Raw genomic sequence first — 14,318 nt, forward strand, 5'->3', positions numbered from 1 at the left:
ATATTATACAAATACAATTAATAATTACAAATTTTATCAATAATGATATGTAATTAATAGAAAAAATATTATAAGTATTTGTAGTAGAGGGAATAAATTCAGTTTTTGAAGAATAAAGATATATAATAAATAGGCTATTTACTGAAATATTAGGTTATTTAAAAAATGGAGATTGAATCCAACTGCATTAACATATATAATAAAATATTAGGGTCAAAAAACACAAATAAATCCAGACTTGCGGGGAAAGAGAAGATAATTATGAAAAAAATATTACATGTTGGATTAGATGTAGGATCTACCACTGTTAAAATAGTAGTGTTAAATAATCAAGAAAAAGTAATCTATAGTAAGTATCAAAGGCACTTTTCTGATATAAAAAGTACAATAGCCGAGCTTTTATATGAGGCTTATATTAATTTCCGTGAATGCGATATTACTATAGTGGTAACGGGATCTGGTGGACTAGCCTTATCTAAATGGCTCAATATTACATTTATTCAAGAAGTAGTTGCAAGTACGTATGCAATAGAAACTATTATCCCAAGAGCTAATGTGGCTATTGAACTAGGTGGAGAAGATGCAAAGATTATCTATTTTGATGGAGGGATAGACCAAAGAATGAATGGTACTTGCGCTGGGGGTACTGGCGCATTTATTGATCAGATGGCATCACTTCTTCAAACAGATGCAGCGGGACTTAATAAACTTGCAAAGACCTATAAAACTATATATCCAATTGCAGCTAGATGCGGAGTTTTTGCTAAAACTGATATTCAACCCTTATTAAATGAAGGTGCTGCAAAAGAAGATATCGCTGCATCAGTCTTTCAATCAGTAGTTAATCAAACTATTAGTGGTCTTGCCTGTGGCAGACCTATTAAGGGGAATGTTGCATTTTTAGGAGGACCATTATATTTCTTGTCTGAACTACGACAAAGGTTCATTGAAACGTTAAAATTAACAGAGAATCAAGTTATTTTTCCAGAAGATTCTCAATTATTTGTGGCGATTGGCGCTGCTATGTCATCAAAGGATGAGGACATTATTTCTTTTGAAGAATTAAAGAAACAGCTTCCAAAGTTAAAGGAAACATCAAGCCAAGAGGTTCGGAGACTTAAACCACTATTTATAGATGATGAGGAGCTACAAGTCTTTAACAAAAGGCAGAGCGAATATAAGGCAGCAAGAAGAGAATTAGGGGATTACATGGGAAATTGTTTTTTGGGAATAGATGCGGGGTCTACAACTACCAAAGTTACACTTATAGATGAGGAAGGCGCGCTTTTATATTCTTACTATGGAAGCAATGAAGGTAATCCATTGAATGTAGTTAGAAAAATATTAAAACATATATACACTATTTTACCGAGTGAAGTAACTATTTCAAATTCAGCGGTGACTGGTTATGGTGAAGGTTTAATAATGGCAGCTTTAAAAGTGGACATTGGAGAAATTGAAACTATAGCTCATTACAAGGCAGCAAAATTCTTTTTACCAGGGGTAGACTTTATATTAGACATTGGTGGACAAGATATGAAGTGCTTAAAAATAAAAGATGGTGTGATTGATAGCATAATGTTAAATGAAGCTTGTTCCTCTGGTTGTGGTTCTTTTATAGAAACATTTGCTCATTCTTTAGATATGCAAATATCAGATTTTGCAAATGTAGCCTTATGCGCTAAAAGTCCAGTGGACTTAGGTTCAAGATGCACTGTATTTATGAATTCAAGAGTTAAGCAGGCTCAGAAGGAAGGCGCATCTGTTGGGGATATATCAGCAGGACTTTCTTATTCTGTAATAAAAAATGCACTGCTTAAAGTTATTAAGATAAGAGATCCGAAGGATATGGGTAAAAAAATAATAGTTCAAGGCGGAACATTTTATAATAATGCAGTACTTAGGGCTTTTGAGATTATTTCAGGACGAGAGGCGGTTAGACCGGATATTGCAGGGCTAATGGGAGCATTTGGCGCCGCACTTATTGCAAAGGAAAGAGCTGAGGATGGCCAAATTTCTACACTATTATCATTAGATCAATTGGATAATTTTAATGTAGAAACTTCAATGGGAAGATGCAAGCAATGCGCAAATCAATGTGTTCTTACAATTAATAAATTTGATAATGAAAGGGAATTTATATCTGGTAATCGCTGTGAAAAAGCATTGGGAAAAAGCAGTGGAAAAGAAGAGGTTCCTAATCTCTATGACTATAAATATAAAAGAATATTTGATTATACTCCATTAAAGAAAGAAGAGGCAATTAGGGGCGTAATAGGTATTCCAAGAGTACTTAACATATATGAAAATTATCCATTTTGGTTTACATTCTTTACAAATTTAGGATTCAGGGTAGAAGTGTCCCAAAGATCTTCTAAACAGGTATATGAAATGGGAATTGCGACTATTTCCTCAGAATCTGCTTGTTATCCGGCTAAAATAGCACATGGGCATATAATGAGCCTTATAAATAAGGGGGTAGACACTATATTCTATCCTTGTATTCCATATGAGAAAAAGGAGCAAGCGGGCGCGGATAATCATTTTAACTGTCCTATAGTAACTTCATATCCTGAGGTAATAAAAAATAATATGGATATTTTGAAGGACCGAGATATTAAGTTCTTAAATCCTTTTATTTCTTTAGACAATAAGAAAAAATTAATTAATAGATTAGCTGATGAGTTGGCGAGTTTTGGAATTGATAAAAGAGAAGTTTCTATGGCGGTTAAAAAGGCATGGACCGAGACTGAAAAGGTTAAATTGGATATTCAAAGTAAAGGCACGGAAGTTGTAGAATATATTAGGCGGACCGGAAAGAGGGGTATTGTTTTAGCAGGGAGACCCTACCATATAGACCCAGAAATTAATCATGGAATTCCAAGCTTAATTGCGGGGTTTGATATGCCCGTGCTTACAGAGGATTCTGTAGCTCATCTAGGTATTGTTGAAAGACCTTTAAAAATAGTAGATCAATGGGTATATCACTCTAGGTTATATGCAGCGGCGAGTTTTGTAGCAAAAGAGCCTAATATTGAGCTTATTCAGCTAAATTCTTTTGGGTGTGGACTTGATGCAGTTACCACGGATCAAGTTGGAGAAATTTTAGAAAATAATGGTAAGATATATACAAGTTTAAAAATTGATGAAGGAAATAACTTGGGAGCTGCTAGAATTAGAATTAGATCCTTAAAAGCTGCCCTCGATGAAAGGGACAAGAACGGGATTTTTCCTAAAAAAACTGAGAAGATCAACAGTAGAATTATTTTCACTAAGGAAATGAGAAAAAATCACACGATTTTATGTCCACAAATGTCTCCGGTGCATTTTCAATTTGTTCAGGAAGCTTTTAATTCATCAGGATACAATTTAGAAATTTTACCTTCGGTAGATACTAAAGCTGTGGATGAAGGCTTAAAATATGTAAATAATGATGCTTGTTATCCCACAATAATTGTAGTAGGACAAATAATTGCTGCTTTAAAATCAGGTAGATATGAAATAGATAATACTTCTGTTATAATTTCTCAAACATGTGGAGGATGTAGAGCTACAAATTACATTGGATTCCTTAGGAAAGCCTTGAAGGAAGCAGGATTTCCAAAAGTTCCAGTGGTATCCTTAAATGCGGCTGGTCTTGAGAAAAATCCGGGTTTTAAATTAACATATCCAATTCTTAAAAAATCTATAATGGCATTAGTGTATGGAGATTTGATTATGAGGGTCCTATACAAGGTTAGACCTTATGAGAAGATACTAGGCTCAGCTAATTTACTTTATGAAAAATGGGTGAAAATATGCAAAGAAGCTGTGACAAAAGGTAATAGTCGCGAGTTTAATAATAATATATCTTCTATAGTAGCTGATTTTGACAATATAGAAATCAAAAACATTTCGAAACCTCAGATAGGTCTAGTAGGAGAGATTTTAGTTAAGTTCCATCCTATAGCTAACAATAACATTATAGATGTTATTGAAAATGAAGGTGGGGAGGCTGTTATGCCGGATCTAACGGACTTTTTCTTATACTGTGCATATGATGATGACTTTAAATATAAGTATTTGGGTAAGAGTAGGACTGATAAAGTATTAAGTAATATGGCGATTCGATATATAGAAGGTTTCAGAAAACGTATGAAATCAGTTTTAGAAAGTAGTAAAAGATTTCACGCACCTAAAACTATACAGGAATTAGCAGAAGGAGCATCGCCTATTTTATCACTAGGTAATCAAGCAGGCGAAGGATGGTTTCTCACTGCTGAAATGGTTGAGCTTATCGAAAGCGGAACAAGAAACATAGTGTGTATGCAACCTTTTGCTTGTCTTCCAAATCATGTAACAGGTAAAGGAATGATTAAAGAATTAAAGAGAAGGTATCCAGGAGCTAATATAACTGCTATAGATTATGACCCAGGTGCAAGTGAAGTAAATCAAATTAATAGAATAAAGCTTATGATGTCCATTGCTTTTAAAAACCTTAAGAGTGAGGAAGAAGTTAAAATTGCGCATCAAGAAGTAGCTAGTGATAAAAAAGTATGAAATTTCTCCTGCGTGCCTTGCAACCGAACTCAAAACAAGAAATTCCATTAAGAAATTCTAATCTCTTGCGAATATAAAATTCTCTGGCGCTCACATTCGGCCTCCTGCCTCAGGTTCGCTAGCCTGACGTCCTGGCAGGCTCACGAGGATTTTATATTCGCAAAAGAAGAATTTCTAAATGAAATTTCAATACTTTTGTCGTCTCTTATTGCAAGTCACTTCGGAGAAACTTCATACCTTATTAGTAGTCAAAATAAGCAATGAAGTAAGATTAAAAAGTATAAATTTTCTTGTTATATAGACATATAAAAGAATATGGAATATAAAAGAGGGTTAATACCTTCTTTTTTTATTCCACTTATATAAAATCAAAGTTATGACACTTCCTAATGCTAACCCACCTATAATAGGCATAACATGTTCAATAGGGTCTTCACCAAAAATATACATACCCCAAAAACCACCTACCATCATACATAACATGATAAACACCCAACCAAAGATTTGTAACTTTTTCTTTTTCATAATTATTTCACCTAAATTTTTCCAAATAAAACAATTCCTCAATTGGCACATCAAAATACTGAGTGTAAAGATATATTTACACTAAATATAATATACTATTACCTTGAATGATTTTTAAATAGCGTATGTTGTTTCAATATAGAATTATGGTTATAATAAAGAATATAGGAAGTAAAGATTATATGTACGTGTAGTGAAGAGTGAGGTGAAAGAAAAAGTGGAAATCGAAAATATAAGGAATTTTATAAATAGTTCATCGCTTGGTGTTTATGAAAAATACATTATAATTAGAGGGAATCATAAGTATTTGGTGAAGTCAGGAAGAGGAAGCGCAGAAAAAGAAAGCTCAATATTGGAACCAGTAACAGAATGTATTTGCTATGAATTGGCAAAATTAATGGGGATAGATTGTGCAGAATATACATTAGAAAAAAGAAATGGTAGATTGGTTTCAGTTTCTAAATGGTTTTACAATGAAGAAGAAGAACGATTTTATAGTGCCAACAGACTGATGAGAATACTTGGTATAGCTAGAGAAAATTTATATAATAAATTAGTTGAAACTTTTCCTGGAATAAAGATAAATTTAAATAATATGATTATTTTTGATTATATTGTAAATAATACAGACCGGCATTTGAAAAATTTTGCTTTTCTTGAAAAGGATGATGAATTAAGATTCGCACCTATTTATGACAATGGATTATCTTTAGGTTCACATTTAGATGAAGATGATTTAATAAATGAAGACATAGATGATTTATTATTAGACGCGGACTATGCTAAATGTTTTGAAAGTAGCAATAAAAAACAATTAAGACTAGTAGATAAACATAGTTTAAATATTGATATTGATTTTGAGCAAATAATAGATAAGTACAAAGAGCATTTTAGTGAAAAACGAGTGGATTTTATTTTGCAATTGTTGAGAGAAAGAATAAAGGAGGTTAAAATATGCTTCCCAAATCAGTAATTGAAACAGTAGATCTTATGAATAAAGATTATTTTTTAGGACAATTGTCCTATGACATAGTGTCAGAAGAATATAGTTTTAAGCGAAATAAAGAAATTAGTGATTTAAAGTTATATCCAGCAGAATTTTATGGATTGTTTGAGCTTAAAGAAATAAAAGTACAAAGTGATGTTATTAGAGAATTTATAGTTAATAGAATAATACCATATAATCGGATGAACTTGAGTAAATATCTAAAATATTATGATATGGAATTTTGGGATGAATGGGAATTGTTTTTAAAAGCAAAGGGAATGTGTTTTTTGGATACTTTTTGGGTAAGAAGAAATAGTAAAGAAACTTATAAAGAATGTCATATTAAATTTACTAATTCGGTTAGAGATGATTTATTAACAGAGGAATATTTTTTGAAAAATTAAGGTGAGGTTCATATTTTTATATTGGTATATGATGGTTCAAGTGGATTTAAATCTTCTTGTGCCTTTTTATTTTTTTGAATGTGCATTAGAGTATCCTTAAATCTAAATATATCTCTATATCTTAAAAAAATGGTACAATTAGCATTATAAATATAAACTTAGGAGATTTACTATGAATAAAATTTTAATAATAGAAGATGAAAGTGTTGTGAGGATTTTTAGAAAATAAGGATGATTGCCATTGGAATTGTTCATTTGATAAAATAGAAAACGAACAAATTATTAAAATAGATGAATCTAGATCTTACATGATTGAATGTTTTAATAATATACTAAATAATTACAATTTTAAAAACAAAATAAACAAAATAGATGATGAAAAATTTAATTATTTATCACAAGATTAAATTTATGAAGGGAATTGAGATTTACAATTATTTTTTTATCTGTCAGCTCTATTAGATACATCTTAATGTAGATATGTATAATAGTATGAAATTTCTCCAGAGTGACTTGAAATAAGAAGAGCAGAAACACTAGAATTATTTAATAGAATTTCACGTTTCAATCTCTTGTTTCAAGGCACGTCGGAGAAAGTTCATACTTGATATTTATTTTAGATTTTTTACCGCTTTGTCGCTAAAGCTATTGTTAACAATTTTATTAAAGGATGGTCTTTCAGGAATTAACGCTGCGTTATAAGATTGTATTATATCCATAAGCTTTGTTAAGTCATCTGATTTTAATATTGGATTTGGCGCAAAAGCATTTATATCTCTATAGTTTTTAATAGATGAAGTAAGAATAGCTTCATCTGCGCCAGGGAAATAAGATTTAATTGAAGTCATTACTTCTTTATCGGAATGACTACTTACCCATTTTTGACCTTTATATATTGCATTAGTAAATTTTTGCACCATTTCTGGATTTTTTTCTATATAAGATTTTGTAGTAAAAAAGCATGTATAAGGTATGGTTCCAGCGGACTCTCCGACGGAGGCTACAATATGTCCAGAATTATCTTTTTTCATCATACTAGCACTAGGTTCAAAAAGAGTAACATAATTACCTGTTCCGCCCTTGAAAGCACCAGACGTAGCTGTGAAAGCGAGGTTCGTAACAAGCTTTATATCAACGCCTGGTTTAATACCATGATTTTTTAAAACATATTCAAAAGCCATTTCAGGTACGCCGCCAGGTCTTCCTCCTATTATAGTTTTACCCTTTAAGGATTCCCATTTGAAATTCGCTTCAGCATTTCTACCTACTAAGAAAGATCCATCTTTTTGTGTTAATTGTGCAAAAATAACAGGATAGTCTTCTCGGTGTTGATTATAGATGTAAATAACTTGCTCAGGTCCACAGAAACCTATATCTACAGATTTACTTAATACTTGCTGCATAGTTTTGTCTGCTCCTTGCCCAGTTGAAAGGTCGATTTCAATACCCTCTTCTTTAAAGAAGCCTTGAGAAATAGCTGCATACATAGGGGCATAGAAAATAGAACGAACTACTTCATTTAATTTTACTTTTACTAAAGCATCGGTGGTGTTTTTTTTACATCCAGAAAATAAGGTGGTTATTAAGGCAAGAGAGAGAAAAATGGGAATCGAAAATTTTTTAATCTTCATAGATACCTCCATATATAGTTGTTATCATTATATAATATGAAAGATTGTGTAGAGGTGACAATTTAAACTGAAAGATGAAATATCTTGACATATACAAATTAAGAGGTATAATAAAAATAAATTACAATTAAACAATAATATTATAAAATTACAAATAAACAATAATATTATAAAATATTCAAAAGCTTAGATGAAGAGGAGTAGGGGAAAATTAATATTAAGAGAGGAAGATCCAGAGGCTGTAAGATCTTCTATATGAAAAACCTTGAAGGTAGCTTCGGAGTTTCTTTGCCAATTCATATAATTATGAGTAGATGGCAAAGACGGTTTTCTTAATCGTTAAATTTTAAAGAGCCTGCAAAATTGCAGGAAAAAAGGTGGTACCGCGAGCTTTTCGTCCTTTTATAGACGAAGGCTCTTTTTTTATTGTTTTAGAAATTCATTGCCAAAATAAATTGACATACTAATTATTGTTTAGGAGGAATTAATAATGGAAGAAGATAACAATATAGCTAAGAATTACGATCCCAAAGAATTTGAAGAACGACTTTACGCGTGGTGGGAAGAAAAAGGATTTTTTACTCCAACCGTTGATAAAGATAAAAAACCTTTTACAATAGTAATGCCACCACCAAACATTACAGGAAAATTACATTTAGGTCATGCTCTTGATAATACTCTTCAAGATATTCTAATAAGAACTAAAAGAATGCAGGGCTACAACACCTTGTGGCTTCCTGGTGAGGACCATGCTAGTATTGCAACAGAAGTAAAGGTTGAAAATGAACTTTTAAAAAAAGGGCTTAAGAAAAAAGAAATGGGAAGAGAAGCCTTCCTTGAAAAAGTTTGGGAGTGGACTAATGAATATAGAGAAAAAATAAGAGGTCAAATAAGAAAAATGGGATGTTCTGTTGATTTTACCCGTGAAAGCTTTACTATGGATGAAAATTTAAATCATGCTGTAAGAGAAGTTTTCGTTAAATTATATAATGATGGACTTATTTATAAGGGAAATAGGATAACAAACTGGTGCCCAAAATGCAATACGGCAATATCTGATGCTGAAATAGAGTTTGAAGAACAAGAGGGTCACTTTTGGCATATAAAATATCCAATAGTAGGTAGTGATGAATTCTTAGAAATAGCTACCACAAGGCCAGAAACCATGCTTGGAGACACGGCAGTAGCGGTAAATTCTAAAGATACACGTTATACACATTTAGTAGGAAAAAAAATAATGTTACCACTAGTAAATAGAGAAATACCAATAGTTGCAGATGATTACGTTGATATAGAGTTTGGAACAGGCGCAGTTAAAATTACTCCAGCACATGATCCTAATGATTATCAAATAGGAAAGAGACATAATCTACCGCAAATAGTAGTTTTAAATGAAAATGCAGCTATATGTGAAGGTTATGGAAAATATTCAGGTCTTGATAGATATGACGCAAGAAAGGTCATGGTAGAAGATTTAGATAGTGCAGGACTACTTGTTAAAATAAAAGACCATGCTCATAATGTAGGTACTCACGATAGGTGTAAAACTACAGTAGAGCCAATGCTTTCAGAGCAATGGTACGTTAAAATGGAATCTCTTGCAAAGCCAGCAATTGACGCCGTAAGGGAAAACAAAACTAAATTTGTCCCTGAAAGATTTGAAAAAACATACTTTAATTGGATGGAGAATATTCAAGATTGGTGTATATCAAGACAGTTATGGTGGGGACATAGAATACCAGTATGGTACTGCAAGGACTGTGGGGAAATGATAGTTAAAGTTAAGGACCCAACAAACTGTACTAAATGTAATGGTACAAATCTTAATCAAGATAAAGATGTGCTTGATACTTGGTTTAGTTCAGCATTGTGGCCTTTCTCAACACTTGGCTTCCCAAACAACACAGAGGATTTAAAACAGTTCTATCCAACAAGTGTTTTAGTAACGGGATATGATATTATATTCTTCTGGGTAGCAAGAATGATTTTTTCAGGAATTTATAATTTAGGGGAAGTGCCATTTGAAACAGTAGTAATACATGGAATGGTTAGAGACGAGCAAGGAAGAAAAATGTCTAAGTCCCTGGGAAATGGTATTGATCCATTAGACGTAATAGACCAATACGGTTCAGATGCGCTAAGGTTTTCGCTCGCAACAGGAAATTCACCAGGTAGTGATATAAGGTTTTATGAGTCAAGAGTTGAAGCAGCTAGAAACTTTGCTAATAAAATTTGGAATGCTTCTAGATTTGTTATGATGAACAATAATTGCGAATTAATGGAGAAATATAAAGACAATAAAAATTACACTGCCCCTGATAAGTGGATATTATCAAGAATGAACACTGTAGTACAAGAAGTTACAGAAAATATTGAGAAATATGAAATAGGGATAGCGCTTCAAAAGACTCACGACTTTATGTGGACAGAATTCTGTGATTGGTATATTGAACTTGTTAAACCAGTATTATATGCAGAAGATGGTGAGGCCAAAGGCATCGCATTAAATGTATTAAACAATGTATTAAAAACTGGGCTTAAATTACTTCATCCTGTTATGCCATTTATAACAGAAGAAATTTATACTCACTTAGATAATGAGTATGAATCTATAACGATTTCTAAGTGGCCAGAGTATGACGATGCCCTTAAAGATGAAAAAGCTGAAGAAAATATGAATTATATTATAGAAGCGATAAAAGACGTAAGAAATGCTAGATCAGATATGAATGTAGCACCTTCAAGAAAAGCTAAAGTATTTATATATGCAACCCAGGCGAAAGAAGCATTTGAGGAAGGTATGGTTTATTTTCAAAAACTTGCATCAGCTAGTGAGGTAAAGTTTCTAGCTACAAAAGCCGAAGCACCAGAAAATGTAGTTACAGTAGTAACTAAGGGCGCGCAGGTATATATGCCACTACTTGAGCTTGTAGACTTAGAAAAAGAATTAGAAAGATTAAATAAAGAAAAAGAAAAACTAAAAAAAGAAATAGATAGAGTCGAGAAAAAGCTTTGTAATGAAAAATTCACAGCTAAAGCTCCAACTGAAGTGGTTGATGAGGAAAAAGCTAAGGGCGAAAAATATAAAGAAATGTATGATTTAGTAATTAAAAGTATAGAAAACTTGAAATGATTTAATTGAAGCTTATGTAACTGCTGCTAAATAATATAGCTTAGCAAAACAAACGCAACATTGAATTATAAAAATCCCCTATAGAGTAGATAAAAGTCTATCCTATAGGGGATTTTTATGAAAACTAAAGGGGAAGGTTAACAGAGCTAATGGGGGACTAGATGTTAACCGTCTCCAATATTTTCTCACGTATTAGTGGCGGTATCTATACATAAAATAATCCCTAAAAAGAATTACTTAGAATATTTTATTTGAGTAATGATTAAAGTGTTACAAAGTTTTTTGAATTTTTATAATAAAAGGTTGTTAACTGTCCCTAAGTTGGTATAAAATTTAACTGTACCTAGTTATTTATTTTGAAAGGAAGGATAAGCATGAATTATGATGAAGCTATAGCTTATATAAAAAATACAGCAAAGTTTGGTAGCAAACTTGGGCTTGAGAGAACTGAAAAAATATTAGAGCTTTTAGGAAACCCACATAAAAAAATAAAGTGTATACATATTGCAGGAACTAATGGGAAAGGTTCAACTACTGCTATGGTGACTACGATTTTGGTCGAAGCTGGATATAAGGTAGGCTCATATATTTCGCCATTTATTGAAGAGTTTGAAGAACGAATGCAAATAAGTAATAAAAATATCTCTAAAGGAGATTTAAGTGATGTTGTAACAGAGGTTTCTAAAGCGGTAGAAAAGGTAGTGGAACTAGGGTATAGCAATCCAACAGAGTTTGAAATCATTACCTGCGCGGGTTTTTTATATTTTTATAAAAATAATGTAGATTTTGCAGTGGTTGAAGTAGGGATGGGTGGAAGGCTTGACTCGACAAATGTAATTACACCTATTTTAAGTATTATTGCGTCTATTAGTTTGGATCATACGCTAATACTCGGAGATACCATCGCTAAAATTGCTTGTGAAAAAGCAGGTATTATTAAAGAGGGGATTCCCGTAGTTATATTTCCACAACAAAAACAAAGCGAGGAAGTAATAGAAAGAATATGTAGAGAAAAAAAATGCAAATTAACAAAGGTATCACAGGATTCAGCTGTATATTTAGGCAAGGAAAATTTACAATATACCGCAATTACTTCAATGAAAGAAGCAATGTGTACTAGCAATAATGCTATAACTCAAAAAATGAAAGTGCAAACTTCAAACAATGATTATATTATTGATTTATCACTTTTAGGAAAACATCAATTACTAAACTGTTCTGTAGCGGTTCATGCTATAGAGGAGATTATAGAGCAAGGCGCAATGATTAATAGAGATGATATAATAACAGGGCTTGGGAATGTAGTGTGGCCAGCGAGGCTTGAGGTGATGCATAAAAAGCCTTTAGTAGTTATAGATGGTGCACATAATATAGACGGTATAGAAAAACTTACGCAGAGTATTGATATGTATTTTAGCTACAAAAAAATCATATTAATTTTAGGAATCCTTGCGGATAAGCAAGTGGAAGAGATGATAAAAACTATAGTTCCAAAGGTAAGTAGGGTTATTACTGTTACGCCTCATAGCGATAGGGCAGAACTCTGCGAAGAATTAAAAATCCAAGTAGAAAAATATACTATGAGTTGCGAGGCGATTGAAGAATATGAGGAGGCATATAAAAAAGCTTTGAGCTACTGCGATGAAGATGATTTACTGTTAGTGTCAGGTTCTTTATACATGGTGGGAGATATGAGAAAAATAATACGAAATGTTCACGGCTATTAATAGCATTAAAAAGAGAAAAAGTATATATTACGTATAATGCATTAATAGTAATATATACTTTTTTCTTTTTTATTTGGTTAAGCATTCACAACTAATTCTTCCAGCGCCAAAGCTAATTGGTCCGGGCAAGAAGTGCTTTTACCACCACAGCCAATACCTTTAAGTTTTTTTATAACTTCGGAAACTTCCATCCCTTTTACTAAGGTTGAAATTCCACTTAAATTGCCAGAGCATCCTCCTGTAAAAACAATCTCCGTTATTTTATCGTCAACAACTTCAAAAGTTATTTTTTTTGAACAAACGCCTTTTGGTTCATAACTATACATAATTTACCCCTCCGTGTTCTGTAATTTTAATAATCACATTAATTATTATATACTATTAAGTATCCTCATTTCAAGAATTTAATTTTAATGAAAACATTGTTAGCATATTAGCGCTATTTTCATATTATGGTTATGGGGAGGTGAGGGATTTGAGAAAGTTATATGCGTGTAGTACTTCAGCAGATTGCATATCAAAAGTTAACTTGGAGTTGTTTATAGAAGAAAAAAAAATATATTTGGATAAAAAAAATCTCAAAAGAATTGGTCCTCATGGTATATATGTCTATAAAAATAAAATCTTAACAGCTAATAGTTATGATAATAGTATTTCTGTGGTCGATATTGATAATTATGAAACGGAAAGTTATTTTATAGGTATGCATTGTAATGATTTGTCAGTTTATGATAATAGGGCTTATGTTATTTGTGGAGATTCTGATGATATAATAGTTTTTGATTTAGATAAAAAAAACATTGTAGAAGTAATTCCCTGTGGTAATTCACCACATAGTATTTATATTTGTAAAAGAAAGAACCTTATTATAGTAGCAAATATGAATAGTGACAGCATAACAATAATAGATTGTGCTCAGAGTGCAAATATTAAAAACATTAGGGTGGGGGCATATCCTACTAAAGCTCTAATTACCCCGGATGGAAATTATATTTTAGTTTGCGAGAGCAATATAGGTATGGACAATAAGGGAAGTATAAGCATTATTTCATTAAAAAACTATAACGTATTATACAAGATACCTGTTGGTAATTCGCCTGTGGACATGTATTGTAATGAAAGATACTGTTATGTATCAAATTTTGGAGATGGCACGGTGAGCATATTAGACATAAATAATTACAAAGAGATAAAAAAAATTAAAATTGGAGGTATGCCTAGGGGAATACTAGAAGATGAAAAATATTTGTATGTAGGTGATAATTATAACAATTTGCTTTTTAGAATTGATAAAATTACTGAAAATAAAAAAGCCATCTCTATTGGCGGGGAGCCTACAGGAATGGCGCTTTTATAAAAATCAGCTTCTAT

9 protein-coding genes and 1 other annotated feature are annotated in these 14,318 nt (G+C 32.0%); of the genes, 6 read left to right on the forward strand and 3 right to left on the reverse strand.

Annotation, left to right across the window (positions count from 1 at the left end):
- The first annotated feature begins 261 nt into the window (after window positions 1–261).
- Entirely contained in the window at window positions 262–4,539 is a 4,278-nt protein-coding gene (locus ACWJJ7_RS16280) for an acyl-CoA dehydratase activase-related protein (protein ID WP_462963009.1), read from the forward strand.
- Window positions 4,540–4,872: 333 nt separating this feature from the next.
- Here the strand turns inward: ACWJJ7_RS16280 and ACWJJ7_RS16285 are convergent, their stop codons facing one another.
- Window positions 4,873–5,064, reverse strand: coding sequence for a hypothetical protein (locus ACWJJ7_RS16285; RefSeq protein ID WP_462963010.1), 192 nt, complete (start codon window positions 5,062–5,064; stop codon window positions 4,873–4,875).
- Window positions 5,065–5,269: 205 nt separating this feature from the next.
- On the opposite strand from ACWJJ7_RS16285, the gene ACWJJ7_RS16290 reads away from it, so the two are divergent.
- Both ACWJJ7_RS16290 and ACWJJ7_RS16295 read left to right on the forward strand, forming a co-directional pair.
- A complete protein-coding gene (locus ACWJJ7_RS16290) occupies window positions 5,270–6,037 on the forward strand; it encodes a HipA domain-containing protein (protein WP_462963011.1) in 768 nt (255 codons plus the stop codon).
- Window positions 6,019–6,456 carry a hypothetical protein gene (locus tag ACWJJ7_RS16295; RefSeq protein WP_462963012.1) on the forward strand — a complete coding sequence of 146 codons (438 nt, stop codon included), beginning with the start codon at window positions 6,019–6,021 and terminating at the stop codon, window positions 6,454–6,456. Before ACWJJ7_RS16290 ends, ACWJJ7_RS16295 begins: the two co-directional genes overlap by 19 nt.
- A 611-nt stretch (window positions 6,457–7,067) precedes the next feature.
- Here the strand turns inward: ACWJJ7_RS16295 and ACWJJ7_RS16300 are convergent.
- The gene (locus tag ACWJJ7_RS16300; RefSeq protein ID WP_462963013.1) at window positions 7,068–8,087 is read right to left on the reverse strand and encodes an ABC transporter substrate-binding protein; all 1,020 of its coding nucleotides are present in this window, start codon (window positions 8,085–8,087) and stop codon (window positions 7,068–7,070) included.
- A gap of 178 nt (window positions 8,088–8,265) precedes the next feature.
- Window positions 8,266–8,492, forward strand: a binding site (T-box leader).
- A gap of 85 nt (window positions 8,493–8,577) precedes the next feature.
- Here ACWJJ7_RS16300 and ACWJJ7_RS16305 point away from each other — a divergent pair.
- Together ACWJJ7_RS16305 and ACWJJ7_RS16310 are read left to right on the forward strand one after the other, a co-directional pair.
- Window positions 8,578–11,220, forward strand: coding sequence for a valine--tRNA ligase (locus ACWJJ7_RS16305; protein ID WP_462963014.1), 2,643 nt, complete (start codon window positions 8,578–8,580; stop codon window positions 11,218–11,220).
- Window positions 11,221–11,594: 374 nt separating this feature from the next.
- Window positions 11,595–12,947: a bifunctional folylpolyglutamate synthase/dihydrofolate synthase gene (locus ACWJJ7_RS16310; protein WP_462963015.1), complete on the forward strand. Its 1,353-nt coding sequence runs from the start codon at window positions 11,595–11,597 to the stop codon at window positions 12,945–12,947.
- 77 nt (window positions 12,948–13,024) lie between these two features.
- Here ACWJJ7_RS16310 and ACWJJ7_RS16315 read toward each other — a convergent pair whose 3' ends face one another.
- A complete protein-coding gene (locus ACWJJ7_RS16315; protein WP_462963016.1) occupies window positions 13,025–13,273 on the reverse strand; it encodes a TIGR03905 family TSCPD domain-containing protein in 249 nt (82 codons plus the stop codon).
- Between the two features lie 149 nt (window positions 13,274–13,422).
- On the opposite strand from ACWJJ7_RS16315, the gene ACWJJ7_RS16320 reads away from it, so the two are divergent.
- The gene (locus ACWJJ7_RS16320) at window positions 13,423–14,304 is read left to right on the forward strand and encodes a YncE family protein (RefSeq protein WP_462963017.1); all 882 of its coding nucleotides are present in this window, start codon (window positions 13,423–13,425) and stop codon (window positions 14,302–14,304) included.
- The last annotated feature ends 14 nt before the right edge of the window (window positions 14,305–14,318 follow it).

This window comes from Clostridium sp. CM042 (assembly GCF_055080995.1).

Bases quoted from the DNA above. Each gene is read 5' to 3' on its own strand.
- ACWJJ7_RS16280 (WP_462963009.1), top strand. From the start codon at position 262: ATGAAAAAAATATTACATGTTGGATTAGATGTAGGATCTACCACTGTT.
- ACWJJ7_RS16305 (WP_462963014.1), top strand. From the start codon at position 8,578: ATGGAAGAAGATAACAATATAGCTAAGAATTACGATCCCAAAGAATTT.
- ACWJJ7_RS16310 (WP_462963015.1), top strand. From the start codon at position 11,595: ATGAATTATGATGAAGCTATAGCTTATATAAAAAATACAGCAAAGTTT.
- ACWJJ7_RS16300 (WP_462963013.1), bottom strand. From the start codon at position 8,087: ATGAAGATTAAAAAATTTTCGATTCCCATTTTTCTCTCTCTTGCCTTA.
- ACWJJ7_RS16295 (WP_462963012.1), top strand. From the start codon at position 6,019: ATGCTTCCCAAATCAGTAATTGAAACAGTAGATCTTATGAATAAAGAT.
- ACWJJ7_RS16315 (WP_462963016.1), bottom strand. From the start codon at position 13,273: ATGTATAGTTATGAACCAAAAGGCGTTTGTTCAAAAAAAATAACTTTT.
- ACWJJ7_RS16285 (WP_462963010.1), bottom strand. From the start codon at position 5,064: ATGAAAAAGAAAAAGTTACAAATCTTTGGTTGGGTGTTTATCATGTTA.